The organism is Myxococcus sp. MxC21-1 (assembly GCF_032612255.1).
GTDB lineage: Bacteria > Myxococcota > Myxococcia > Myxococcales > Myxococcaceae > Myxococcus > Myxococcus virescens.
In genome coordinates this window covers 3536433-3560652 of the sequence record NZ_CP123278.1, presented here as the reverse complement: position 1 = coordinate 3560652, position 24220 = coordinate 3536433, and the positions used below count along the sequence as shown (strand labels likewise).

The window sequence follows — 24220 nt, the reverse complement described above, 5'->3', positions numbered from 1 at the left end:
GATGGCCACGCCCCTGCCCGCCTACGTGGCCCAACGCCGCGCGGACTGGGATGCGCTCCAGGCCCTGCTGGCGAAGCAGCGCTCCGGCACGCTGAAGCTGGGCGAGCTGCGCACGCTGGACACGCTGTACCGCCGCGCGTCCGCCGACCTGGCGCACGCGCAGACCTTCTACGCCGGCACGGATGTCCACCGCTTCCTCAACCAGCTCTGTGGCCAGGCCTACGCGTCCATCTACCAGCCGCCGCGCGAGCGCTGGCCCGCGGTGCGGGACTTCTTCCGCCGCGAGTTCCCCGCCACCTTGCGCCGCGAGCGTGGCTTCGTGGGCGCCAGCGCCGTGCTGTTCATCCTGGGCATCCTGCTGGGCGCCCTGGTGGTGCTGTGGGAGCCCCGGGGCGCCGAGCTGCTGGTGCCCTCCGGCGTGCGCCATTACGTGGCGCAGGGCCGCATGTGGACGGATGACATCCTGTCGGTGGCGCCGCCCAACTCGGTGGCGTCCGGCATCGCCACCAACAATCTCACCGTCACCATCGTCACCTTCGCCCTGGGCCTCACCGGCGGCCTGGGCACGCTGTTCCTGCTGGTGAACAACGGGGTGCATATCGGCGCCATCAGCGCGCTGTGCGCCCGCGAGGGCATGCTGGGGGGATTGCTGGACTTCATCGCCGCGCACGGCCCGGTGGAGCTGTCCATCCTGGTCATCGCCGGCGGGGCGGGACTGATGGTGGGCCAGGCGCTCATCGACCCGGGGGAGCTGCCCCGGGGACAGGCGCTGGCGGTGCGCGGGCGGGAAGCGGTGAAGCTGGTGCTGGGCTGCGCGCCCTTCCTCGCCCTCATCGGCGTGGTGGAGGGCTACGTCTCCCCAGGGGACATGTTCCCCACCTGGTTGAAGGCGGGGCTGGGCCTGGTCCTGGGGGCGCTCTTCTGGGCCTACCTGCTGCGCGCGGGAAGGACGGACGCGGAGGCCACGGGCGCTCCGGCCGACAGCGCCTCCTGACGCTTGCGCTGGCGGTGCCGGAGGATGCGCTCATAGGCCGCGTTCAGCTCGCGCATCTTCTCCGCGGAGCCGCCGCGGTCCGGGTGCTGCTCCATGGCCAGCGCGTGGTAGCGCGCGCGGACCGTGTCGGCCGAGTCCAGGGGCGAGACACCCAGCAGCCGGTAGGGGTCCTGCTCTTCCAGCGCGGACAGCCACCGGTCCAGCCGGTCCTTGACCTCGATGAACTGCTCGTCCTGGGCGCCGGTGTCCTTCACCGGGTGCGTGCGCACCTTCGCGTCCGCCCGGAAGACGTCGGAGTACACGCTGGACACCCAGCGGTGGCACCCGGAACACCGGAAGTAGCGAACCCGGGTCCCCGGTTGCTGGGTCATCCGGATGCCGCAGTGGGTGCACTCCACATCGACGTTTTCCAGTGTCTGCCAGTTCGCTGCCGCCGCGTTCATCGAACCTTGCTCCCGTTTGCAACACGCCTGTAGCGCGGGGAAGGTCCCACGATGGGAGATCGCGTCAAGAAAATCTCTCCGCCCCGGGTTAGAAGGGCCGCCATGCGTCCCCTGCTTCTCGCTGGCCTGCTCCTTGCCACCGCCCCCCGTGCCCAAGCCTCGCCCCCTCCGGGTCCAGCGCCCACGCCCCCGGTGGAGGCCGCCCCGGCGCCCGCGACGGACGACACCGCCCTCCTGCGGGGCCTTCTGTGCGCGGTGCGGCCCGCGCCGGAGGAGATTCGGGCCATCGCCATCGAAGACCTGGGGCTGCTGGGAGATGCCCGCGCCCTGGACGCGCTGGCCACGCTCCTGTGGGACCCCAACCCCCGCATCCAGCAGGCGGCGTTGAGGGCCGTCACGCTGTTCCAGCACGCCCGCGCGGAGGAGATTCTCGCCAATGTGGTGCGCCACCCCGGCTGCCGGACGCGCTGAAAATCCAGGCGCTCAACGGGCTCGTCTTCCAGCGCACGCCCACCGCGCGCCGGGCCGTCCAGGACGCCGCTGTCGACTCGCGGCTCACCGCGGGGGTGCAGAACGCCGCGCGCGCCGTCGTGTCTCAGTGGGACGCGACGCGCCGCTGACGCCCGCCCGCCGGGGAGCCATGCAAGCACCACCCGCCAGCGCCGGCGCCCAGGTCAAGGGCCGATTCCTGGAGATGTGACGCCCCTGCGCTACACTGCGGCGTCATGAAAATCACTCCGCTCGACATCCGGCAGAAGCGGTTCGAAACGGCCCTGCGCGGCTTCTCTCGCCGTGAGGTGGAGGCCTATCTCGAGCTCATCGCCGGTGAATTCGAGGAGGTGGTGAAGGAGAACATCGCGCTCAAGGAGGAAGTGAAGCGCACCCAGTTCAAGGTGGAGCAACACCAGGAACGGGAGCGCACCCTCCAGGAGACCATGGTCACCGCCCAGCGCATCAGCGAGGACCTGAAGGACGCCGCGAAGAAGGAAGCGGAAATCATCATCGCGGACGCCGAGCATCAGGCGGAGAAGATTGTCCACGGCGCACACCAGCGGCTGGTGCAGGTGGTGGAGGACATCAACGAGCTGAAGCGCCAGCGCACCCAATTCGAGTCGCAGGTCCGCTCCGTGTTGGATGCCCACCAGAAGCTGCTGGAAACCTTCAAGAGCCCCACGTTCGCGGACCGCGACTACGCGCGCGTCGAGGACAACGTGGCGTATCTGTCCCAGAAGAAAGCCAACGGCGACTCCTGACGCACCGCGCCGCACGGTGAGGTTGCTGCAACCTGGGACGAGGCTGTTATGTCAGTGGGAACGTGAGGCCGCCGCACATGCGCCACCTGCTTGTCCTGCTCCTGCTGCTCGCCGCCCCCGGGGCCTGGGCCCAGGAACCGGGCGGCCCTCATGGCACCCACGCCCATGACGTCGTGACGGACGCCGCGCTGGTGCCCCTGACGCGTCCGCCCCAGGTCAGCGGGGACGTGACGACGAAGCGCTTCCGCATCCTCCACACCGCCGCCGCCACCGCGGCCGCGCACGAGCTGTCCCGGCAGATTGAAGGTGTCCGAGACAGGTTCGGCACCATCCTGGGCAAGGACTGGCCGGGCGTCACCGAGATTCGCCTGGGCGTGGGCCGCACGGAGTTCGAGGCCCTGGCGCTGCCCGGCGGAAAGCCCCGGGGTGGGCCGTGGCGCTGGCCTACCCCGCCCATCAAATCATCCTGCTGGACGCGCTCAGCCTCCATGAGCCGGAGGGCCAGCAGACGCTCCGGCACGAGCTGGCGCACGTGGCCCTGGGGCAGCTGGCTCCGTCGTGGCCCCGCTGGTTCCAGGAAGGCGTCGCGCAATACGTCACCGGGGAGCGCTACTCCCTGACGCACTACTCCGCCCTCTTCCGGGCCGTCACCCAGGAGCGCGTGTTCCACTTCGAACACCTCGACCGGGCCTGGCCGGACGTGCCGTCGGACGTGGAAATCGCCTACGCGCAGAGCGCCGCCTTCGTCGCGCACCTGTCGGCGAAGTTCGGCCCCCAGGCCATGGCCGCGCTCGTGGACGGCGTGGCGCGCGGCGAGCCCTTCGAGACGGCCTTCGGCAAGGCCTTCCGCACCTCGCTGTTGGTGGAGGAGACCGACTGGCGTGAAGGCCTGGCCGCGCGCTACGGCTGGCTCCCACTCACCACCAGCTCCGCGCTCGTCTGGCTGAGCGCGTCCTTCCTCTGCGTGGCCGCCTATGCCCGTCGCCGCCAGCAGCGCGCCGCGAAGCTGGCGGAGATGGCCGCCCAGGATGCCGCGGAGGACGCCGCGCTGCGGCTGCTGGCCGCCCAGGCCGCGCAGGCCCAGGCGCAGGGCACCGCCGTGAGTGCCGGGGACTCCACCGGCCGGACTGGCCCGCGGGCTCGCAGGGCACGGAAGCCCACCTGGAGGCCCAGGACGGCGAGGCGCCCGCGGACAGCGCCATTGGCGACCTCCCGGGTGAACTGGACGACGAAGACGGCCCCAACGGCCGGCCGCCGAAGCCCACCCTCCACTGAGCGCCGCCCTTCCCGCCCTGCCATGACTACAGGGCGGGGCCTGTAGTTTCTACGGGCGTGCTGCTCCTCTGCCTGCCCATCCCTTCAAGGCAAATGGCTGATTTCACTGGGAGGACTCATCCCAGGGGTGTTGGCCGATGGATTGCTTTGGCTTCCGTACGCGATGCGGAAGGCACTGGACATGAGCGAGCGTGGACGTAAGGCAGCCGTGCTGGCGCGGTTCTTCCGTCAGCAGCCGGATCGAATCTCCGCGCTGTGGCGACGGATGGTGCTGGCGGCGCCCGATTCGGACGCGTCGCGGGGCGCACCCACCCAGTTGGACAACCTGGTGGAGCCCTTCATCCGCGAGCTGGGCCGGACGCTCGCGGGCGAGGAGTCCAGCCCCTGGAGCCGCACGCGCGCGGTGCTGCGCTTGTCGGCGCACCGGGGCGCCCGCTCGCTCTATGACGAATTCGCGGCGCTGCGGCGCTGCCTGGTGGATGCCTCCGAGGTGCTCGGTGGCGGGGATTGGGAGCGCGAGCGCATCAACCGCGCCGTGGACGAAGCCGTGGACTCCGCGGTGGCGCTCCTCCAACGGATGAAGGACCCGCGAGCGGATGGCCCGCGGGTGCCCTTCGGTGGGCTGGTCGTCGAATACTTCGAGCGTCCTTCCCGGACGCGGCGCGTGTCCCCGGACACGGGAGATGGACGTACGGCAATGCACTGAGGGCGTGTAGGGGTTGGCCGGCCCGTTCGACTTGACGTGCCCGGAAACGGGCGCGTCCGAGACCGGCGGGAGGGAGTGTGCCTGGGTGGGGGCCCATGGCGCGCTTTGTGGGAAGGCGTGCTCCCGCTGGGGAGTGGTGAGCGCGCACCGCGAGCCGCTGGCAAGACGCGTGGATGGGGGTCCACGCGACTCGCCGGTCGGACGGGTCGGCGCATTTGTCGCAGGGTGTGCAGCAGCGGCTGTGGGGGCCGCGGGTGGAGCATGCGGGAGGGGCGCCTACGGGGGTGGGCGCTCCTCCCGTATTTTTCGCGCCGCCCCGCCCAGCCCGCGCGTCAGTGCGCGTCCGCCCAGCTGCGCCCCGCGCCCACCTCGACCTTGAGCGGCACCTTCAGGTCGGCCACCGAGGACATGGCTTTTACCGCCAGCGCCTTCACCTGCTCCACTTCCGCGTCGGGCGCCTCGAAGAGGAGTTCGTCGTGGACCTGCAGCAGCATCCGCGTGCGCAGCTTCTGGGCCGTCAACGCCTCGTCCACCGCCAGCATGGCCTTCTTGATGAGGTCCGCGGCGGTGCCTTGAATCGGCATGTTGATGGCGGCGCGCTCGGCGGCCTGGGCCACGCCGCGGTTCTTGGAGTTCAGGTCCGCCATGTAGCGGCGGCGGCCGTAGAGCGTCTCCACGTAGCCCGTCTTGCGCGCCCTATCGACAGTCTCCTCCAGGTAGCGCCGGATGCCGGCGTAGCGCGTGAAGTACCGCTCGATGATGTCGCGGGCCACGTCCTGGGCAATGCCCAGCCGCGCCCCCAGGCCGTGCGGTGACAGGCCGTAGGCGATGCCGAAGTTCACCATCTTCGCGACGCGGCGCTGCTCGCGGTCCACCTGCTCCTTGGCCACGCCGAACACCTCGGCCGCGGTGCGGGTGTGGATGTCCTCGTCATGGAGGAAGGCCTCGATGAGCACGGGGTCATCCGCGATGTGCGCCAGCAGCCGCAGCTCCACCTGGCTGTAGTCCGCGCTCACCAGCTGGTGCCCTTCCGCGGCCACGAAGGCGCGGCGAATCTCCCGGCCCAGGTCGGTGCGGACGGGGATGTTCTGGAGGTTCGGGTCGGTGGAGGACAGGCGCCCGGTGGCGGTGGCCGCCTGGTGGTAGGTGGTGTGAATGCGCCCGTCGGCGGCCACCAGCGTGGGCAGCGTGTCCAGGTAGGTGCTCTTCAGCTTGGACAGGCTGCGGTACTCGATGATGGCGCCCGGCAGCGGGTGCTCCTCGGACAGTTTCTCCAGCACCTCCTGGTCCGCGGACGGCCCCGTCTTGCCCCGCTTGATGATGGGCAGCTTCAGCTCCGTGAAGAGCACCTCCACCAGCTGCGGATTGGAGCCGATGTTGAACTCGCGGCCCGCGTGCCGGTAGACCTCCTTCACCTGCGCCTCGACGGCGGCGTCCACCTTCACGGAGGTGCGCGACAGCTCGGCGGTGTCCAGCAACACGCCCCTGCGCTCCATCTGCGCCAGCAGCGGCAACAGCGGCAGCTCCATGTCGCGAGCCAGCGCCGCCAGCTTCGCCGCCTCCAGCTCCTTCCACAGCTCGGGCGCCAGCCGGCGCGCGGCCTCGGCGCGGATGGCGAAGCCGGTGGCCACCTCCTCCACCGTGTGGTCCGCCAGCGCGCGGTCCTTCTTGCCGCGCTTGCCCTCCGCTGCGGGCGGCAGCGGCGGCAGCTCCGTGTTCAGCCGCTCGCGCGACAGGTCCACCAGCGCGTGCTCGCGGCGGGACGGGTTGAGCAGGTAGCTGAGCAGCTCCACGTCGTCGTGCGCGCCGTGCAGGGTGATGCCGTCGTTGGCCAACACCAGGCTGAGCGCCTTGAGGTCATGCCCGCCCTTCTTCACCGCCGCGTCCTCCAGCACCTCGCGGAAGGCCGCGGTGAAGGCCTCCGGCCGCACCTGGGTGACGCCGAGCTGCGCGTGCCGCAGCGGCACATACGCCGTCTGTCCGTCCGGCAGCGCCACGCCCAGGCCCACCAGCTTCGCGCCGAAAGGTGAGCCCTCGTAGGCGGGAATCAGGGTGACGGCGCCCGCCTCGCGCACGGCGCCAGCCAGTTGGGCGAGCTCCGCGTCCGCGCCCACCAGCCGCGGCGTCACCGCCAGCGGCGCGGGCTTCTCCTTCACCTCCTCGGGTGCCCCGGCGACACCGTCCTGCTGGGGCAACTCCTTGAGGAGGGCGAAGAACTCCAGCTCGGTGAACAGCTCGCGCGAGCGCTGCGCGTCCACCGGTCGGCGGGCCAGGTCCGCCATGCGCACGTCCAGCGGCAGGTCCGTCTTGAAGGTGACGAGCACCTTGGCGCGCAGGAGGCTCTCGCGGTGCGAGGCGATGTTCTCCCGGATCTTCGGCTTCTTCACCTCATCCAGGCGCGAGAGCAGCGTCTCCACGTCACCGAACTGCTGGATGAGCTCGGTGGCCGTCTTCGGACCGATGCCCGGCACCTTGGGGACGTTATCCACCGCGTCGCCGATGAGGGCCAGGTAGTCCCGCATCTGCCCCGGCTCGATGCCCAGCCGCGCCTTCACGTCCGCGGGCAGCGTGTGCACGTCCTTCATCGGGTCGTACAGGCGCACGTCGTCGTCGACAATCTGCACGAAGTCCTTGTCGCCGGTGACGACCTGGACGCAGAACCCCTCCTGCTTCGCCTTCACGGCCAGCGTGCCGATGACGTCGTCGGCTTCCCAGCCGGCCACCTCCAGCACGGGCACGTTGATGGCTTCCACCACGCGGCGGATGAGGGCGAACTGGGGAACCAGGTCCTCCGGGGGGCCCTCGCGGTTCGCCTTGTACGTCGGATCAATCTTCTGGCGCTCGGTGCGGCTCTCCTTGTCGAAGGCGAGTGCCACGTGTGTGGGCTTCAGCTCACGCAGGGCCTTGAGCACCATGCGCGTGAAGCCCAGCACGGCGTTGGTCTGCACCCCCTTGCTCGTCGTGAGCGGAGGGATGGCGTGGTAGGCGCGGAAGATGAAGCCAGACGCGTCGATGAGGACCAGGGTGGGCGCTGAGCGCGAAGGGCTGGTGTCGACCATGCCCCCGTGCCTAGCGCGCCCGCCCGGCCCTGTCCACGACGCGTGCTACTTGCAGCCCAGCTCCGCCTGCTTCGCGACGACCATCTCCTCCACACCGTCGCCCTTGACGGCGTAGTCCAGCGCCACCGCCATGTCGCCGCAGCCAGACGCCGCGCGGAAGGCCTCCAGGGCCCTCGAGGAGCAGAAGGCCGCCGCCTTGTTCAGGTTCGGATTGCCCGCGTAGAAGCTGAACCCCAGCTTCCACACGCGGCAGGCGCGGCGGCGGTCCTCGCGGTCGGCCCAGTGCTTGCCGCGCTGGTACGACTTCTCCGCGATGTCCTGGAGGATGTTGCGCCGGTAGAAGGACGGCTTGGACTCCGCCAGCTCCAGCATCACCGCCTTGTCCGTGGCCAGCGCCTCGCGGAAGGGCTCCGCGGCCTTCTCCGGATCCTCGGCGGCCAGGTAGCTCTGGCCCACCTTGAAGAGCTGATCCACGGTGGACATGATCTTCATCAGCTCGTCCGCCTCGGCGTGGTACTGCGCGGCCTCGTAGTTGGCGCGCAGCTTCTGCATGGTGGCCAGCGCCTCGCTGCCACGGCCACCCCAGTAGTCCAGGAGCGCGGCCTGCATCAGCTTGTTGGGGAAGCGCTTCTTCGCCGCCTCCATGACGAAGGTGCGCGGGTCCACGACCCGCTCGTCACCGGCCAGCACCTCCGCCACCGGGCACTCCCACGGCGCCGCGTTGGCGTCCATCTTCTGCCGCGCGATGAGGAACTTCACGAACATCGGATCCTTCGGCCGCCACTCGTCGCGGCGCAGGCGACCCTCCAGCTTCAGCGTGAAGCCCAGAGGCGGCTGCAGGTCCTCGCGCGGCTTCGACTGGCACCACACCGCCATGTACACCTCGCAGCGAGACACGGCGGCGCTCCACTGCGAGTCACGCAGGTACAGCTTGCAGTCCTCCTGTGCGCGCTTCGTCACCGCCTCGGCGGCCTCGCGCGCCTTGGCGCGGGCGCGGCGGAAGTACTCGCTCTCCTTCTGGATCTTCCGGAACGACTCCAGGGCCTCTTCCGGCTTGAGGCGCTGCAGGAGCCGCTCGCCCTGCGAGTAGTACTCGAAGGACTCCTTCTCCAGCTTGATGCGCCGGATGAGCGTGTTCGCCTCCGGGTGGATGGGGTCCAGGTCCAACGCCTGGGTGCAGACCTCGTGGGCCTTCTCCCAGTTGGGGGCGCCCAGCTCGCTGGAGGCGTAGGAGCGGCACTCGCTCAGCAACTCCTGGATCTTCTGCGCCGGATCCATCTGCGCGGCCCCGCCCGGCCCCTGAACGTCCACCGGCTTGGGGTTCAGGATGGAGGACACCATGCCCACCATCAGCAGCACGCCCACCAGTCCGGCCGCCACCATGATGAGCTTCTTGCGCTTGGCGGCGGGATCCTCGTCCGAGCCCCCACGCGCCGCGCCCGCCGCACCCCGGCGCACGGGCACCGCGGACGGTTCGGGCTCGAAGGTCATCTCCACCACGCCGAACTGGAGCTGATCCCCCGGCTCGAGCGGGACCGGCGTCTGGTCCAACGGCTCGCCGTTGAGCAGCGTCCCGTTGGCGCTGCCCAGGTCCCGCACCGTCACGCCCGAGCTGGTCGCTTCCAGCTCCGCGTGGCGGCGGCTCACGGAGTCGTCATCCAGCATGATGCCGGCGGGCGGCTGCCGCCCCACGAGCACCTTGCCCTTGAGCGGATACGTCTGGCCGGCCCAGGGACCGACCATGCCGCGAAGCACCGGGCCACCCGCCGGCGCCGGACGTGCGCCGCCACCCGGGGCGGGACGTGCCGGACGCGCGGGCCGCTTCGCCAGCGCCGCGCCGGGCTCGCTCTTCGCCGCGCCGGAGCCCTTCTTGATGCTGGGCATGGCCCGGGTGGCGCGTACACCGCCGCCCTCGTCGCCCACCGGCATGGGCTCATCGCCCCCGCCGCGGGCCGGCCGCCGCGCGCCGGGCCCCAGAACCCGCACCGCGGCCGCCTTGAGACGCAGCACGTAGTCCCCGAGGAGGACCTCCGACTGCGGCGTCAGGGCCGTGGGCTCCATGATGCGCTGGCCGTCGACGAACGTGCCGTTGGCGCTGCCCACGTCTTCGATGAAGACGGTGCCGCCTTCGTCGAAGACGCGCGCGTGCGTACGCGACACACCCCCTTCGGTGATGAGGATGTCACTGCCCTGCTGGCGGCCAATCTTCAGCTCGCCCGTGATGGCGAATTCGTTCTCAGTGCCGTCAGGGTGACGGACGACCAGGGTGGCCATGGGCGCGTCAGTCCTCGCGGAAGATGCTCATGTTGACGGGGATGCCCTTACGCTGCAGCTCGTCGTAGAACTTCGGCACGAAGCCGGAGGCGACGTAGCGGCCACGGACCTTGTGGTCCTCCGTGAAGCCATCCTGCTTGAAATAGAAGATGTCCTGGAGGGTCACGATGTCGACCTCCATGCCGGACACCTCGGTGATGTAGCAGATCTTCCGCGTGCCGTCGGAGAAGCGCGTCTGCTGCACGATCATGTGCACCGCGCTGGCGATCTGCTCACGGATGGCCTTCACCGGCAGGTCCATGCCGGACATGAGCACCATCGTCTCCAAGCGGGCGATGGCGTCACGCGGCGTATTCGCATGGAGCGTGGTGAGCGAACCGTCGTGGCCGGTGTTCATGGCCTGGAGCATGTCCAGCGTCTCACCGGAGCGGCACTCACCCACGACGATGCGGTCGGGCCGCATGCGCAGGCAGTTCTTCACCAGCTCGCGGATGGTGATGGCGCCCTTGCCTTCCAGGTTGGGCGGCCGGCTCTCCAGCTGCACCCAGTGGTCCTGCGGCAGCTGCAGCTCGGCGGCGTCCTCCACGGTGATGATGCGCTCACCCTCCGGGATGAAGGAGCTGATGATGTTCAGCGTCGTCGTCTTCCCGGAACCGGTGCCGCCGGAGATGACGATGTTGCGCCGGGCCTTGACGCACATCTCCAGGAACTCGGCCATCTGCGCCGTGACGGTCTTGTACTTGATGAGGTCCGCGATCTTCAGCGAGTCCTTCTTGAACTTGCGGATGGTGATGCAGGGCCCCTTCAGCGCCAGCGGAGGGATGATGGCGTTGACGCGGCTGCCGTCCTTGAGGCGCGCGTCCACCAGCGGGCTGGACTCGTCGATGCGGCGGCCAATGGGCGCCACGATGCGCTCGATGACGCCGAGCACCGCCTGGTTGGAGGAGAACGTCTTCTCCGACAGGGTCAGCTTGCCCTTGCGCTCGATGTAGATCTGGTTGGCGTGGTTCACCATGATCTCGCTGATGTCATCCGACGCGAGGAACGCCTCGAGGGGCCCGAGCCCCAGCGCCTCGTTGATGACGTCAGTGAGCAGCTCCTCGCGGTCCACGTCCTCCGGAAGCTCTCCGTCCGCTTCCATCTGGTCGATGATGTCGCGGATGGCCTTCTCGGTGCGGCGCCACAGCTCGTCGTCGCCGAGCCGGTCCATATCCATGCGGCGCAGATCGAGGTACTCGATGAGCCGGTCATGGATTTCCTTCTGGAGCCGGGTGTAGCGCTCCTGACGCGGATCCACCTTGCGCTTGTTCTTCGCCAGGGCGGACGCCAGCGACGCCGGCATGCCTTTGGGAGCGGGCGCGGGAGGCGGCGCTTCTTCTTCCTCCTCCTCGTAGGGCTCCTCGTCTTCGTAAGCCCCTTCCTCGTCCTCGTAGGGCTCCTCGCCCTGCTCGTCGTAGTACTCCTCTTCGGCCTGACCCGCGCGGGTCATCACCGGGCCCTCGTCCTCGAGCGCCTCCACGTTGAGGATGTAGTCGCCGATGTAGACCTGGTCGGTCGGCTTGAGAACCTGGGGCGCGGCAATCTTCTTGCCGTTCACGAACGTGCCATTCGTGGACTTCATGTCCACGATGATGAACTTCCCGTCCTTGGCAACGATTCGCGAGTGGTACTTGGAGACGTTGCCCTTCGCGAGGATGATGTCATTGCCCGGCAGACGGCCGATGGTGACTTCATTCTTGTGATACTCGCGCTGCTCGGTCCCGCCGCCCTTTTCCGCGAGGGTGATGAGAAACATGGGGACGGATGCTAGCAAGCCCCCCTTCGTCCTCAAAGCGTGAGAACCGGGTTGAATGCTTGCCCGCAAGGCGACGGGCCGGCAACCGCCCCCGGAAGGGAAGAAGCCGGCCCGTGCCGTGGGCCCGGAAGGCCCGTCTGAAACGGCGCCCGGGGCGCCCGCCTCAGTCGAAGATGTTGAAGTTCACCTCGGACCGGGCCTGCTTGTAGCGGCTCTTCACGTCCTCGATGATGGTGCGGACCTTGTCGGAGTCCGGGTTGACGATGCGCGGGGTGACGAAGATGACCAGCTCGCGCTTGGTGGAGTCGAAACCGCGGCTCTTGAAGAGCTCACCGATAATCGGGATGTGACCCAGGCCGGGGAGCTTCGACACGGACTTCTGCTCGTCGTGGCTGAACACGCCGGACAGGACGATGGTCTCACCATGGCGCACGGTGACGTTCGTCTTCACCTTGCGGGTCCGGAAGCCGGGGATGGAGGACGAACCACCGAAGGACACCGCCACGGAGGTGTCGATTTCAGAGGCCTCCGCCTCGATCTCCGTCTGGATGTTGCCGTTGCGGTCCGCGGTGGGGCGCAGGTTCAGGATGACGCCGTACTTCTTGAACTCCACCGTGAACTGGTTGTTCGTGATGAGCGGGATGGGAACCTCGCCACCCGCGAGGAACTCCGCCTTCTCACCGCTGGCGCACACCAGCTTGGGCTGCGCGAGCAGGCGGCCGTAACCGTCGTTGCCCTGGAAGCCGAAGGAGAAGTCCGAGTTCGCGTTGAGGGTGAGCGTGGACACGCCCGAGCCGAAGGTGCCCGGGAAGAGCTCCTGGGAGATGCTGGCGATGGCCGTCGCGGTACCCGTGATGTCCGTCGGGTAGCGGATGCCGTAGCGGTCGCGGCTGTTGCGGCGGATTTCGACGAACTGGACCTCGGAGAGGATCATCCGCTTGATGCCGACGACGAGGAGGTTCTCCACCTTCTCACCGATGGCCTTGGTGATGAGCTCCGCCTTCTGGAGGTCCTGCTGGCTCTCCACGGAGCCCTCCAGGAAGATGGTGGCGCCCACCACGTTGGCCTGGACGTTCTTCAGGCCCGCCTTCTGGAAGGCCGCGTTGAGGTTCTGGGCCACCAGCTTCTTGGCGTTGGGGGCAATCTTCACGAACGACTTCACGTTCGGGTAGAGGCCCACCACCTGCTCGATGCGGTCGGCGTCCTGCGTGGTGTAGGCCTGACCGTCCAGGTAGATGCGATCACCGACCATGCGGACGGAGACGCCTTCAATCTCCCCCAGCAGGCGCTTGATTTCGGAGATGACCTCGTTGGGGTCCTGCTTGCGAACCGCCACCAGGTAGCTGACGCGCTGGCCCGAGGACTTCCAGACGAGCAGCGTCGTCTTGCCTTCAGCCTGACCGGTGATGAGCAGCTGGCCGGAGCCGAGCGTCTTCACCTCGGCGACGCTCGGATCACCGAGCGCCACGCGGCTGAGGCCAGGGATGGTGATCACCTTCTGGGAACCCACGCCGAGGCTGACGGTGGTGCCATCCTGCGCCAGGGCGCTGCCGCCCGCCACCAGTGCGATGAGGGCGCCTAGCGCCGCGGCATGCGTGATGCGTGTGAACATCGTCCGTGTCCCCTCTTCTCTTCCAGAAGTCCGAGCTAACCCAACGTTCCGTGCTGCCACCACAGCGCCCAGACGGTGCCGAGCGCGATGGCCACTCCATAGGGAATGTGGCGCTGGGGCGCCGGCTGCGCGTCCGCGCTGGCCAAACGCACCCACACCGCCCACCGGCGCACGACCGCCGCCAGCGTGTCCCAAACCGCGCCTTGCCAGAGCAGTGTCACCACCGCTTGAAGCGCACCCACCAGTGAGATGAAGGCCGCGGCCGCGAGCACCGCCGGGAAGCCCAGCACGGCTCCGACCCCGCCCATCAACTTCACGTCGCCCCACCCCATCCGCCCGCGAAGCGCCGCTGGCAGCAGCATCAACGCGAGCCCTACCCCCGATACCACACCACTGATGAGCCCATGCTCCAGGTCCCCCACCCCTTCGGTGGCCAGGCGCACGCCCAGGCCCACCGCCATCAGCGGGTAGGTGACCGCGTCGAGGATCTCGCGGCGAAGCACATCCGTCACCACGGAGATCACGAGGGCCACTCCAAGAACCGTCCACAACGCGATTTGAACAGGCGTCATCATCGCCTGTCCTCTTCGCGGCAGGCGTCCGGTATCAAACCAGGGACGCCTGGAGCCCGTCAATTGGCGAACAACCAGAAGCCCCGCGGGACGGGGCCTGGGTCACCTCATTATCGGACCAGGAGACGGATTTTCTCGCTGCAGATGAAATACTCGTCCCCGTCCTCGACCTTGCGGCGCTTGATGCGCTGCTTGTTGAACCAGGTGCCGTTGGACGAGCCCAGGTCTTCGATGATCCAGTCGTCGCCCTCGTGGACGATGACCGCGTGCTCACGGGAGACCTTGCCGGAGTTGATGACGAAGTCGCAGTGCTTGCCGCGGCCGATGACGAAGCGATCCTTGACGATCTGCTCCTGATCTCCGGACTCGGTCACCAGGTACAGCGCGCCGGCCTCCTCCTCCTCGGCGAGGTCGTCGGCGGGCTCTTCCTCGGCCTCATCGGGGGGCGGCTCCTCGTCCATGAGGCCCGGATCCTCGGCCTCGGGCAGCGGCTCCTCATCCTCCTCCACCATGTCGTCGGCGGGAGGGGGCGGCTCGCTGTTCTTGCCCTTGATGAGGCGCTCCAGCTCCGCGGCGGTCTCCAGGACGCGCTCGGCCACCTCGCGGCGCACCGGGTCATTGTCCAGGCCATTGGCGGAGGCACGCTCTTCCGGCGTGGCGCGCACGGGAGGACGGGCGGGCGCGGGCGTGGTCTCTGGCCGGGGCGCGGGCGCCAGCACCGGCGGCGCGGACGGACGCGGCGGCGCGGCGGCAGCGGCCTGCACGGGCTTCACAGGCGCAGCGGCCACGGGTGCCACGGCGGCCTCGGAGCGGGACTTCACCTCGAGGAAGCCGTTCAGGCGCGCGAACATGAAGAGCGCCTGGTTGATCAGGGCATCACGATCCGAGCCCATCTGCTGGGCCATGTCTTCGAACGCCTCCCACAGGTGGTCGGCGATGCCTACCTTGCGGGCAGGACGGGAGTTCTGATCGATCATCGGTCTTGACTCGCGTGAACCAGGAAGCCCCGGACGATAGCAGACCCCTCCACTCCCGCCCAGTTACTCGAAGGGAACCAGTGCCAATGACTGCGCCCGGTTATCGGTGAGCCCCTGAAAGCCGACCTGGAGAATGCCATCCGCCGACGGGTAGGCGATGTAGGCGAACCTCGCGTTGCGGTCCTGGGCGGCCACCACGGGCCCAGGCAGCGTGTAGAAGGCCAGCTCCGTCCCCGCCCTGACGTCCGGCGTGAAGATGTAGTTACGGATGCCGGAAATCACCGACACCGCGTAGCGGTCTCCCCGACGCACCTCGCGGCCCACGGCCGCCACGCGGATGCGCAGCGGCGGCGGCGGCTGGGGGAACTTGGACAGGTTCGGCACCGGCGGCGTCTGAGGGTTGGCGTCGTCGTCGAAGTAGAAGGTGTCCGGGTGGAAGAAGTACTCCGTGGGGACGCTGTAGCTCGAGGCCCCCGTCACATCGCGGGACAGGAAGGTGCCCGCCTCGTCGAAGAGGACGAAGGGCTGGTCTCCACCCGCACGGACGGTGAAGCGCGTCAGGCTGGCGCAGTCCGACGGAATCTCCTGCGAGTCCGCGATGGCGAAGCGCACCCGGGTGGTCCCCGCAACGGGCTCCACCGACGCGATGGGCAGGTCAACGGCGCACACGACATCCGTGCCTTCCAGGACGATGATGTCCCCGGCCCGCGCCGAAGCGGCCGCGGTGGCCTCGGCCTCGAAGAGCCGTGGGGTGGAGGGCTCCCGAGGCAGGCCGCTCAGCCCTGGCAACGCGCCCTGGTAGATGATCCGGTAGAAGCCGTTCGGAACGGAGCCCTCGTAGAGCACCGTCGACTGGAGCGTCTGGTCCTGGGTCACCGTCACCAGGTCCGCCGTCTCGATGACGAGCGGCAACTCGTTGCTGTCCAGCAGCGCCACCGAGGAGCGTGCGCTCGCCCCCGACAGGTCGAACTGGCGCAGGTCGCTCGCGGAGAACAACGAGATGTAGCCGTTCGAGGACGGCATGACGCCCAGGAGCGGCACCCGCGCCTCGTTCTGCGAGCCATCGTCGAGCACGATGCGAAGCGGCGCGTCCGGAATCAGGGCCAGTCCCGTCGGCAAGCCGCCCGCGGGGAAGATGGGCAGCATCGGCGCACCGCTGAGGTCCCGCGCCGTCTGCCCCGGGGGGATGACTCGGTGTCCACCGCGAGCACTCCGGAACACTCGCGCGCAGCGGAGCAAGAGGCCTCGTCACGGATGCCGAAGATGTAGCGCCCCGCGTTGATGGCCTCGACGTTGGGGATGGAGATCCGGGGTGGCTCACCAGGAGCCGCACCGGCACGTTGCCGAAGCCCTCGGACAAATCCACGGTGGGCGCGGAAGGCTGAAGGCAGTCCGCGAGCGGCCCCGAATCGGTGACGAGCAGCGTTCGACCCGACCGGCCCGACGCCTGCCGCGTGGCCACCGCGAACTGGCCCTGGCCCGCCAGCATCGTCATGGACAGGATGGACTCACCGGGCTGGAGACAGAACACCGTCACCGGTTCGGGAATCGGCGCGGGCTCCGCGGCCTGCAGTGCGTCTGGCCCCGGAATCTCCTGCCGCAGCACCCGGGCGCCACCGGTGTCCGCGCCGAAGATGCCGTCGGGGTCCTGGATGGCGTAGTACAGCGTGCTGGGTCCACCGCTGCCCTCGGCGGGCGAGCGCGCCGCGAAGGCCGTGACGATGCTCGGCGCCCGGAGGCGGACGACCTGCCGGAGCTGGTCGCGCGCGGACGCCACCACCGACACCTCCGACGAGCCCGAGCTGCGCGCGTAGATGTACGGCCCCGGGACGTCGTTGCCTTCCGCGTTGTACGCCACGTCGCGCGTGAGCGCGTCCGGCCGGTCCAGCACGGGGATGGACAGCGCCTCCAGCGGGTTGGGCGCGGGGACGAAGGTGCGGGGGTTCGAGTCCAGGTCGAGCACGCGCAGCTCATCCCGGTCCGACGACGTGACGAAGACGAGGTTGTTGGCCAGCGTCACGTCGAAGGTGCCGGACAAGCCAGCGAAGCCCGTCGTCACGTTGGTGGAGGAGCAACTGCCGGACAGGCCGGCGCTCGCGAGGAGCAGAGCAAGGGTACCGCGCTTCACGGGGAGGTCTCCTGGCACAGGCTGGTGCCCTGGCGCGGGTCTCGTCCCTGCCGGGCGCCGAGCCGCGCCACCAACCGGGCGTTCTGCGGCCGGTCGAGGTCGGGAATGTCGATGATGGCCACGCGGCCGTCGCCAAAGGTGCTGGTGAAGATGCGAGCGCTGTTGCCGCGGACGTCCGCGGCCAGGCCAAAGGGCTGGCTGGGCTGGTTCGGGTCGTTGTCGCCCACCTGCACCTGGGCGACGAGCTGTCCCACTTCTTCGTCGAAGATGGCCACGGCTTCGTCGCCGCTGCCCGTCACCGCCACCAGGTTGCCGCGACCCGGGCCACGAGGAATGACTTCCAGCTCGCTGGCACCCGCGGGCACCGGCAGCGCCGACACGATGCGCACGCTGGGGGTCGTCCCCGCGTCGGGCGCCGTGCCCGCCGCGTTCAGGACGTCCAGGATGAGCAACGTATCCGGACCGCGCGCCAACAGGTAGACGCGCTCGTCCACGATGGTGAGCTCGGGCGACGCCGGGTCGGGCACGCGCGTGGCCGACGGGACCACCGCCACGCCGCGCGCCTCACGCACCGAGTACGACAGCTCCAGGTCGGTCTCCAGCACGCGGCCCGCGACGGTCCGGTCCACCAGCCGCAGGATGAAGCGCGCCGGCAGCGCCCCCAACTGCGTGGAGGAAGAGTTGCGCCCCGAGACGTACACATACCGGCTGCCAATGGCCGTCGCGTGCGCGACGCCGGAGAGCCGGTCATTGGTCCCCAGCGCCACGAACTCGCTGGTGTTCAGCGCGTCGCGCGTGGGGTTCGCCGCGGGGAGGTGAAGCACGTAGCCCCCAGGTCCGCTTCGGTGAAGGTCGTCGGCGGCCCGGCCAGCTCCGTGTGCGTCACCCAGACGCGAGCGTCCTCGCCGTTGCCGGCGACGCTGACACCCAGCGGCCCCGGAGCCGAAGGCAATCCGTTGGAGGCGCCTGGGACATCCAGCAGCGACAGCGCGTTGACGCGGCAGTCGCGCTCGCCGCCCTGCACGCAGCTCAGGCTGAGGCCGTCATCGCCCACGTCGATGGCGTGAAGCAGACTGCCCTCCGCCCGCGCCGGGACGAACAGCCGCGGTGGCCGCCCCGGAGGGCTCCATATGGCCATCTCCCCGGCGAAGCTCTGAATCTGCACGTAGGACTGGGCGCCGATGCCCAGCGACGTGACGTCGTTGGGAAGCGACTCCCCGGGGTCGAAGTCCGTGCCGAAGGGCCGCACCCCCACGGCGTCCAGATCCAGCGCGACGACCGAACCCGAGTCGTAGCACTTGTCGAAGTTGGCGCTCGCTACGTAGAGGTATCCGTTGGTGGACGGACCCGCTTCGGGGCGCCAGAAGGCAAGACCGCTCGGGTACACGAGCCGGGTGGACGGAGGGGGCTTGCTCTCGGTGCCGACGTTGCAGGACACGAGGAGCAGCGCGGAGGTAAGAAGGTAGGCGCGCATCGGAGGGGGGCGGAGTCTAGGAAGGGGTCTCCCCCCGGGCAACCGGAAACGCGGCGGGCCATTCCCATGCGCCTTGCGCCCGACGCAGCCGTGCCCCCCGGGGTGCTTCATTCCCCGGAGGGCAGGCAGGCCACGCATCAGGCCGCGGCGGCTGTTTCAGCCTGGATCTTCGAGAAGTCGGCCACCTGGTTGAACAGGGCGCCAATCTCCACGAGCAGGCGGATGCGGTTTTCCCTCAGGGCCTTGTCCTCGGCCATGACCATCACCTTGTCGAAGAAGGTGTCCACGGCGGGCTTCAGGCCCGTGATTTCCCGGAGAGCACCGGAGAAATCATCCGCGCGCACCAACCCCGACACCGTGCTCCGAGCCTGGGTGAAGGCGGTGTGGAGGTTCCGCTCCGGCTCGTCCACCAGCTTCTGGGGGTTGGTCTCCCCTCCCTGCACGTCGCGGCCCTGCTTCTCCACGATGTTGACCACGCGCTTGAAGGCCACGGCCAGGGGCTGGAAGTCCGCCCGGCCCACGATGAGGCTCAGGGCCTCCAGGCGCTTCTGCGCGGCCACCAGGTCGTCGAAGCCGGCGGACAGCACCGCCTCCACGACGTCCGTGCGGTGCTGCTCACCCCACAGCGCCTTGAGGCGGCCGCGGAAGAACTCCAGCACCTGCTCACGCGGCGCGGGCTCGCCGGCCTTGCGCTTGGCGTTGGCAATCTTCGGAGCCAGCAACCGGAGCGACTCGTCCACCGCGGCCGACAGGCTGAAGCGGTAGCCCCGCCCCAGCACCAGCCGGATGATGGCGATGCACGCGCGCCGCAGGGCGAACGGGTCCGCCGCCCCCGTAGGCGCCTTGCCGATGGCGAAGATGCCGCACAGCGAGTCCAGCCGGTCCGCGATGCCGATGAGCGCACCCGGGTCCTGCGTGGGCAGCGCGTCCTCGGCGCCACGCGGCAGGTAGTGCTCCGCGATGGCCAGGGCCACGGCGTCCGGCTCACCGCCCGCGCGGGCGTACTCCCGGCCCATGATGCCCTGGAGCTCGGGGAACTCGCCCACCATGCCGGTGACGAGGTCGGCCTTGGCCAGCGTGGCGGCGCGCTCGATGGTGGCCGCCTCCCCTGCCCGCCCCGCCTGCTGGCCCAGCCACACCGCCAGCGTGCGGAAGCGCTCCACCTTCTCCAGGTAGCTCCCCAGCTGCCCCTGCCACACCACACGGCCCAGCTTCTCCACGCGGTCGATGAGCGGCGTCTTCCGGTCCTCGTCGAAGAAGAAGCGGCCGTCCGCCAGTCGCGCGCGCAGCACGCGCTGGTAGCCGCGCAGGCTGAGCTGCTCGTCGCGCACCGGCGTGTTGGACACAGCGATGAACTTCGGCTGCAGCTTGCCCGCGCTGTCCACCAGCGAGAAGTAGCGCTGGTGGCTCTTCATCTCCTGCACCAGCACCTCTGGGGGCAGGTCCAGGTGGCGCTCCTCGAAGGTGCCCACCACCGGACTGGGCAGCTCGACCAGGTTCGTCACCTGGTCCACCAGCGACTCGTCCTCCAGCAGCTGAGCGCCGGCCTTGCTCGCGGCCGCCCTCACCCTCTCCACCAGCTGCGCGCGGCGCTTCGTGATGTCCGCCACCACGTGCGCCTTCTCCAGCGCCACCTCATACTCCGCCGGGGCCTTCAGCTCGATGGCGGCGGGCGACAGGAAGCGGTGCCCCCGCGTGGTCCGGCCGCTCGTCACGTCACCGAACACCACGGGCAACACGTCGCTCCCCAGCAGCGCCACCAGCCACTGCACCGGGCGCGCGAAGGACGTGTCCACGTCACCCCAGCGCATGGACTTGCGGAAGTTGATGCCGTGCACCGCCACGTGCAACGTGTCCTTCAGGATGTCCGCCGCCGGGCGGCCCTTCTCCTCCACGCGCGCGGACAGGTACTCGCCCTTGGCGGTGGTGGCGCGGCCCAGCTGGTCCACCGCGAGCTTGAGGCTCTCGGCGAACTTCTCCGCCGCCTTGGTGGGCTTGCCCTGCACGTCGAAGGCCGCCTTGGCGCTGGGGCCAAGCACCTCCTTGATGATGTCCTCGCCCGCGTCCGCCACGTCCTTCACCCACACCGCGAGCCGCCGCGGCGTACCGAAGGTCCGCACCTCGCCGTGCTTCAGGCGGGCGTCCGCCATGCGCTCGGTGATGACGCGCTTCAGGTCGTCCAGCGCGGGGCCGATGAAGGACGCCGGAATCTCTTCCGCGCCCACTTCCAGGAGCAGGTCACGCGCCATGGGTCACCTCCGCCTTCTGCTTCTTCTCCACGGGCTTGTTGAGGACGACCGTCTTCCAGTAGTCGCTGGCCGGCTTGCCCTCCAGCACCGGGGGCTGCTCACCCACCGTCCACGGCGACTTGAGCAGCGGGTAGCCCAGCCGCTCACGCATCAGGAGGTAGCCCTCCGCGCACAGCCTGGCGTTGTCGCGCACGCGCTTGATGAAGTTGGCGCGCTCCGTGACGGAGATGGCGCCACGCGCGTCCAGCAGGTTGAACGCGTGCGAGCACTTCAGCGCGAAGTCGTACGCAGGCAGCGGCAACTGGCGCTCGATGAGGCGCTTGCACTCCTTCTCGTAAGCGTCGAAGAGCGCGAAGAGCATCTGCGCGTCCGACTCCTGGAGCGCGTACTTGCTCATCTCCACCTCGTTGGGGTGGAACACCTCGCGGTACTTCACGCCCTTGACCCACTCGATGTCGAAGACGTTCTCCACGTTCTGCAGGAACATGCAGATGCGCTCCAGCCCGTAGGTGAGCTCCGCGGAGACGGGCTTGCAGTCGAAGCCGCCGCACTGCTGGAAGTAGGTGAACTGCGTCACCTCCATTCCGTCGCACCACACTTCCCAGCCCAGGCCCCAGGCGCCGAGCGTGGGCGACTCCCAGTCGTCCTCGACGAACCGGATGTCGTGCTCCAACGGGTCAATGCCAATCTTCCGCAGCGACTCCAGGTACAGCTCCTGGACGTTCTTCGGCGCCGGCTTGAGGATGACCTGGAGCTGGTGGTGCTGGAACAGGCGGTTGGGATTCTCTCCGAACCGGCCGTCCGCGGGACGCCGCGAGGGCTGCACATACGCCACGTTCCAGGGTTCCGGGCCCAGGGCACGCAGGAAGGTATACGGGGCCATCGTGCCCGCGCCGACCTCGACATCGTAGGGCTGCGTGTTGATGCACCCCTGGTCGGCCCAGTGCTTCTGGAGCGTGAAGATAAGGTCCTGAAAATACATAGCGCGCGGACCCTAGTGACGGGGGTCCGGAGCGTCAAGGACGGCGCTCACTCCTTGTACGGTGGGAGATCCGCCAGCCGGATTTGAATCTTCGTCTCCTCGCCCGGCTTGATGGGAGCCGACAGGAGCCGGCTCACCGACTCCACCCCCGTCGGGTCCACCACGCGCAGGCGGTAGACCCCCACGGGGAGCGGGAATTTCTTCAGGGGCGTGGTGCCCAGCTCCGTGGCGCCGTCGAACACGGCCGCCCGCGGCACCGTGTAGAGGGTCATCCACCCCAGGCCCGCCTTCGCGGCCCCTTTCGCAGTGCTGGTATCCAGCACCTCCGCCATTCCCTCCGGGTCCTGCGTCACCGTGGTGACGGGCTCGGCGGCCGGCGGGGCAGCCGCCACGCGAGGCGCTGGCTCACGCGGAGGTGGGCTGGTCTGCGCGGGCGACGCGGCCTTGGCACTGGCAGGTTCGGCCTCGGCCTTCGGGGCGGCCGCCCAGCGTGCCGGCGAAGAGGCGCCTTCCTTCGCCTTCCGCCCGGGCGGGGCCTTCGCCGGAGCCTTGGCTTCCGGCGCGCCTTCCACCGCCTCTTCGTCCGAGCCTTCGCCACCAGCGGCCTGCTCGGCCTCGGCGACAGCCTGGGAAGGCTCGGCCCGACGGAAGCCCGGCGGCGGGCCCGCCTGCTGTGGTGGCCAGGGCTGGTTCGCGGGGTCCTCCGCCGGCGGCGGATTCAACTCCGCGCTCACCCACGCCTTGGCGGCTTCGAAGCCCGGCAGGAGCTGCGCACGCACGGCAGGCAGCGTCGCAGCCCAACCGAGGCCCCCAGCAGAAGGAGCAGGAACAGCCGGCTGGCCCAGCGCGACGGCGGACGGGCGGCGGGCGTCTCCACCGGCGTGTCCGAGGCCCGGGATGTATCGGGGCGCGCCGACCGTCCGGAGGCCCGAGCACCGTCCGCGCCGGGCCGCTGGGGCCGGGAACGGAAGCGCTGCGTCTGGAGGTCGCTCGGCTCGTCGAGGGCTTCGGGCTCGGCCGGGGCCTCCTGCCGGGCAGTGGGCCGCGGCCGAGGTGTACGCGCGGCCGGCGCGCTGTCCTGACCTCCTCGCGGTGTACGCGAAACCGGAGGAGCCACCTCACTGGTCCGGCGCTGAGGGGCGGGCTTGGGCGCGCTCCCGTTGCCGGCGCCTGAGGGGCCACGCGAAGCCACGCCGCCCTCCGCCGGACGGCGTTGGGGCACGGGCTTGGGCGCGCTCGAATGCGGGGCCGAGGGTGAACCAGGCCGGGCGCGCGGGGCCGGCATCTGCGACGTGGGGGCGGAGTCCGCGCTGTCCTCCTGCTGGAGGGCACCCGCCGCCTCGCTGACGCGGGCATCCTCCGCGCGACTGGCCAGCTCCAACAGCGTGCGCGTCTTCTGGCGCTTGTCGGCGAAGAGGTCGCCCATGACGGCGGTCATGCCGTCCTCGTCGAAGATCTCCGAGCCGAGCGCCGCTTCAATGGCGCGCGCCATCTCCCGGCAGTTGGTGAAGCGCTGGGACACGTCCCGGGACAGCGCTCGCGTCACCACGGCTTCCAAGGCTTCGGGGACATCCGGGTTGATTCCGCGCAGCGGAGGCACGTCGGCCTCCACGATCTGCATCATCACCGCCGCTTCGTGCGGCCCGCTGAACAACCGCTGGCCACTCAGCAGTTCGTGCAGCATGACGCCCACGGAGAACAAGTCACTGCGGCCATCCAGGGTGGCCACGCCTCGGACCTGCTCCGGGGACATGTAGCCACTGGTCCCCTTCACCGTCCCCACCTGAGTGCGCCCCAACCGCCCGCGCGCCTTGGCGATGCCGAAGTCGATCACCTTCACGACGCCGTCGTAGGTGAGCATCACGTTCTTCGGAGACACGTCGCGGTGCACCACCACCGCGGGCCGGCCCGACGGGTCCGTGAAGTGGTGCGCGTAGTGCAGGCCCAGGCAGGTATCGCGAATCACCCGCCCGACGAAGCCGAGCGGCAACGGGTAGCCCTGGCGCGTGGAGGCCTTCACCACCTGCTCCAGGTTCTGCCCGGGCAGGAACTCCATGGCGAGGTACAGCTCGCCACCCTCCTCGCCCAGGTCGAACACCTGACCGATGTTCGCGTGCGAGAAGGCTGCGGTGATGCGCGCCTCATCCAGGAACATCTGGACGAATTGCTCGTCCTTCTTGATGTCCGGGAGAATCTGCTTCACCGCGACGAACTTGCGAAATCCCCCAGGCCCCGAGGTGTAGGCCAGGAACAGCTCCGCCATCCCTCCCATGGAGAGGCGCGTGAGGATTTCGTATTTCCCGATGCGCCGCCCCCGATCGGGATCGTCACCGGCGCCACCCTGCATGGACATTCGGCGCGGCATCTTAACGCCCGCATGGGTCCGAGTCGACCTTCGTGACGACCCCTTCCTCGACAAGCTGGAGG

Annotated in this window: 18 protein-coding genes and 1 pseudogene; 6 read left to right on the top strand and 13 right to left on the bottom strand. The window is 69.3% G+C overall.

Features of this window, described 5'->3' with window-relative positions:
• Position 1 precedes the first annotated feature (1 nt).
• Positions 2-994 carry a stage II sporulation protein M gene (locus QEG98_RS16425; RefSeq protein ID WP_316567328.1) on the top strand — a complete coding sequence of 331 codons (993 nt, stop codon included), beginning with the start codon at positions 2-4 and terminating at the stop codon, positions 992-994.
• On the opposite strand, the gene QEG98_RS16420 is transcribed toward QEG98_RS16425, so the two are convergent.
• Positions 928-1437, bottom strand: a complete 510-nt coding sequence (locus QEG98_RS16420; protein ID WP_011553164.1) for a J domain-containing protein — start codon at positions 1435-1437, stop codon at positions 928-930. The genes QEG98_RS16425 and QEG98_RS16420 overlap by 67 nt on opposite strands.
• Before the next feature lie 102 nt (positions 1438-1539).
• On the opposite strand from QEG98_RS16420, the gene QEG98_RS16415 reads away from it, so the two are divergent.
• The 4 genes from QEG98_RS16415 (at position 1540) to QEG98_RS16400 (ending at position 4671) form a co-directional block, all read left to right on the top strand.
• Positions 1540-1908, top strand: coding sequence for a HEAT repeat domain-containing protein (locus QEG98_RS16415; protein ID WP_316567327.1), 369 nt, complete (start codon positions 1540-1542; stop codon positions 1906-1908).
• Between the two features lie 254 nt (positions 1909-2162).
• Positions 2163-2690: a DivIVA domain-containing protein gene (locus QEG98_RS16410; protein ID WP_011553162.1), complete on the top strand. Its 528-nt coding sequence runs from the start codon at positions 2163-2165 to the stop codon at positions 2688-2690.
• 433 nt (positions 2691-3123) lie between these two features.
• Positions 3124-4011 carry a peptidase MA family metallohydrolase gene (locus QEG98_RS16405; protein ID WP_410478026.1) on the top strand — a complete coding sequence of 296 codons (888 nt, stop codon included), beginning with the start codon at positions 3124-3126 and terminating at the stop codon, positions 4009-4011.
• Positions 4012-4128: 117 nt separating this feature from the next.
• Positions 4129-4671: a hypothetical protein gene (locus tag QEG98_RS16400; protein ID WP_090494907.1), complete on the top strand. Its 543-nt coding sequence runs from the start codon at positions 4129-4131 to the stop codon at positions 4669-4671.
• A 332-nt stretch (positions 4672-5003) separates the two neighbouring features.
• Here QEG98_RS16400 and polA read toward each other — a convergent pair whose 3' ends face one another.
• From polA to QEG98_RS16365, 7 genes are all read right to left on the bottom strand, one after another.
• Positions 5004-7730 carry a DNA polymerase I gene (gene polA / locus QEG98_RS16395; RefSeq protein ID WP_316567326.1) on the bottom strand — a complete coding sequence of 909 codons (2727 nt, stop codon included), beginning with the start codon at positions 7728-7730 and terminating at the stop codon, positions 5004-5006.
• 45 nt (positions 7731-7775) lie between these two features.
• Positions 7776-10004, bottom strand: a complete 2229-nt coding sequence (locus tag QEG98_RS16390) for an FHA domain-containing protein (RefSeq protein ID WP_316567325.1) — start codon at positions 10002-10004, stop codon at positions 7776-7778.
• A 7-nt stretch (positions 10005-10011) separates the two neighbouring features.
• The gene (locus QEG98_RS16385) at positions 10012-11799 is read right to left on the bottom strand and encodes an ATPase, T2SS/T4P/T4SS family (protein ID WP_090494912.1); all 1788 of its coding nucleotides are present in this window, start codon (positions 11797-11799) and stop codon (positions 10012-10014) included.
• Positions 11800-11962: 163 nt separating this feature from the next.
• Entirely contained in the window at positions 11963-13411 is a 1449-nt protein-coding gene (locus QEG98_RS16380) for a type II and III secretion system protein family protein (RefSeq protein ID WP_090494915.1), read from the bottom strand.
• A gap of 35 nt (positions 13412-13446) precedes the next feature.
• Positions 13447-13986: a prepilin peptidase gene (locus tag QEG98_RS16375; protein WP_020478566.1), complete on the bottom strand. Its 540-nt coding sequence runs from the start codon at positions 13984-13986 to the stop codon at positions 13447-13449.
• A 107-nt stretch (positions 13987-14093) separates the two neighbouring features.
• Entirely contained in the window at positions 14094-14960 is an 867-nt protein-coding gene (locus QEG98_RS16370; RefSeq protein WP_316567324.1) for an FHA domain-containing protein, read from the bottom strand.
• A gap of 63 nt (positions 14961-15023) precedes the next feature.
• On the bottom strand, positions 15024-16106 hold the full coding sequence (locus QEG98_RS16365) for a hypothetical protein (protein ID WP_316567323.1): 1083 nt from the start codon (positions 16104-16106) through the stop codon (positions 15024-15026).
• Positions 16107-16627: 521 nt separating this feature from the next.
• Between QEG98_RS16365 and QEG98_RS16360 the strand changes: the two genes are divergently transcribed.
• On the top strand, positions 16628-16774 hold the full coding sequence (locus QEG98_RS16360) for a hypothetical protein (RefSeq protein WP_316567322.1): 147 nt from the start codon (positions 16628-16630) through the stop codon (positions 16772-16774).
• Between the two features lie 310 nt (positions 16775-17084).
• On the opposite strand, the gene QEG98_RS16355 is transcribed toward QEG98_RS16360, so the two are convergent.
• The 5 genes and pseudogenes from QEG98_RS16355 to QEG98_RS16335 form a co-directional block, all read right to left on the bottom strand.
• Positions 17085-17912: a hypothetical protein gene (locus QEG98_RS16355; RefSeq protein WP_316567321.1), complete on the bottom strand. Its 828-nt coding sequence runs from the start codon at positions 17910-17912 to the stop codon at positions 17085-17087.
• Positions 17870-18562, bottom strand: coding sequence for a hypothetical protein (locus QEG98_RS16350; protein ID WP_316567320.1), 693 nt, complete (start codon positions 18560-18562; stop codon positions 17870-17872). Before QEG98_RS16350 ends, QEG98_RS16355 begins: the two co-directional genes overlap by 43 nt.
• Before the next feature lie 137 nt (positions 18563-18699).
• Entirely contained in the window at positions 18700-20811 is a 2112-nt protein-coding gene (gene glyS, locus QEG98_RS16345) for a glycine--tRNA ligase subunit beta (RefSeq protein WP_316567319.1), read from the bottom strand.
• Positions 20801-21793: a glycine--tRNA ligase subunit alpha gene (gene glyQ, locus QEG98_RS16340; RefSeq protein WP_316567318.1), complete on the bottom strand. Its 993-nt coding sequence runs from the start codon at positions 21791-21793 to the stop codon at positions 20801-20803. Before glyQ ends, glyS begins: the two co-directional genes overlap by 11 nt.
• A gap of 47 nt (positions 21794-21840) precedes the next feature.
• A pseudogene (locus QEG98_RS16335) lies at positions 21841-24146 on the bottom strand (serine/threonine protein kinase).
• Between the last annotated feature and the right edge of the window lie 74 nt (positions 24147-24220).

Excerpts from the sequence above, each read along its gene's own strand:
- QEG98_RS16415 (WP_316567327.1), top strand. The coding sequence starts at position 1,540 with ATGCGTCCCCTGCTTCTCGCTGGCCTGCTCCTTGCCACCGCCCCCCGT.
- QEG98_RS16425 (WP_316567328.1), top strand. The coding sequence starts at position 2 with ATGGCCACGCCCCTGCCCGCCTACGTGGCCCAACGCCGCGCGGACTGG.
- glyS (WP_316567319.1), bottom strand. The coding sequence starts at position 20,811 with ATGGCGCGTGACCTGCTCCTGGAAGTGGGCGCGGAAGAGATTCCGGCG.
- QEG98_RS16385 (WP_090494912.1), bottom strand. The coding sequence starts at position 11,799 with ATGTTTCTCATCACCCTCGCGGAAAAGGGCGGCGGGACCGAGCAGCGC.
- QEG98_RS16370 (WP_316567324.1), bottom strand. The coding sequence starts at position 14,960 with ATGATCGATCAGAACTCCCGTCCTGCCCGCAAGGTAGGCATCGCCGAC.
- QEG98_RS16375 (WP_020478566.1), bottom strand. The coding sequence starts at position 13,986 with ATGATGACGCCTGTTCAAATCGCGTTGTGGACGGTTCTTGGAGTGGCC.
- glyQ (WP_316567318.1), bottom strand. The coding sequence starts at position 21,793 with ATGTATTTTCAGGACCTTATCTTCACGCTCCAGAAGCACTGGGCCGAC.
- QEG98_RS16400 (WP_090494907.1), top strand. The coding sequence starts at position 4,129 with ATGCGGAAGGCACTGGACATGAGCGAGCGTGGACGTAAGGCAGCCGTG.
- polA (WP_316567326.1), bottom strand. The coding sequence starts at position 7,730 with ATGGTCGACACCAGCCCTTCGCGCTCAGCGCCCACCCTGGTCCTCATC.
- QEG98_RS16420 (WP_011553164.1), bottom strand. The coding sequence starts at position 1,437 with ATGAACGCGGCGGCAGCGAACTGGCAGACACTGGAAAACGTCGATGTG.
- QEG98_RS16390 (WP_316567325.1), bottom strand. The coding sequence starts at position 10,004 with ATGGCCACCCTGGTCGTCCGTCACCCTGACGGCACTGAGAACGAATTC.
- QEG98_RS16380 (WP_090494915.1), bottom strand. The coding sequence starts at position 13,411 with ATGTTCACACGCATCACGCATGCCGCGGCGCTAGGCGCCCTCATCGCA.
- QEG98_RS16350 (WP_316567320.1), bottom strand. The coding sequence starts at position 18,562 with ATGCGCGCCTACCTTCTTACCTCCGCGCTGCTCCTCGTGTCCTGCAAC.
- QEG98_RS16365 (WP_316567323.1), bottom strand. The coding sequence starts at position 16,106 with ATGCTGCCCATCTTCCCCGCGGGCGGCTTGCCGACGGGACTGGCCCTG.
- QEG98_RS16410 (WP_011553162.1), top strand. The coding sequence starts at position 2,163 with ATGAAAATCACTCCGCTCGACATCCGGCAGAAGCGGTTCGAAACGGCC.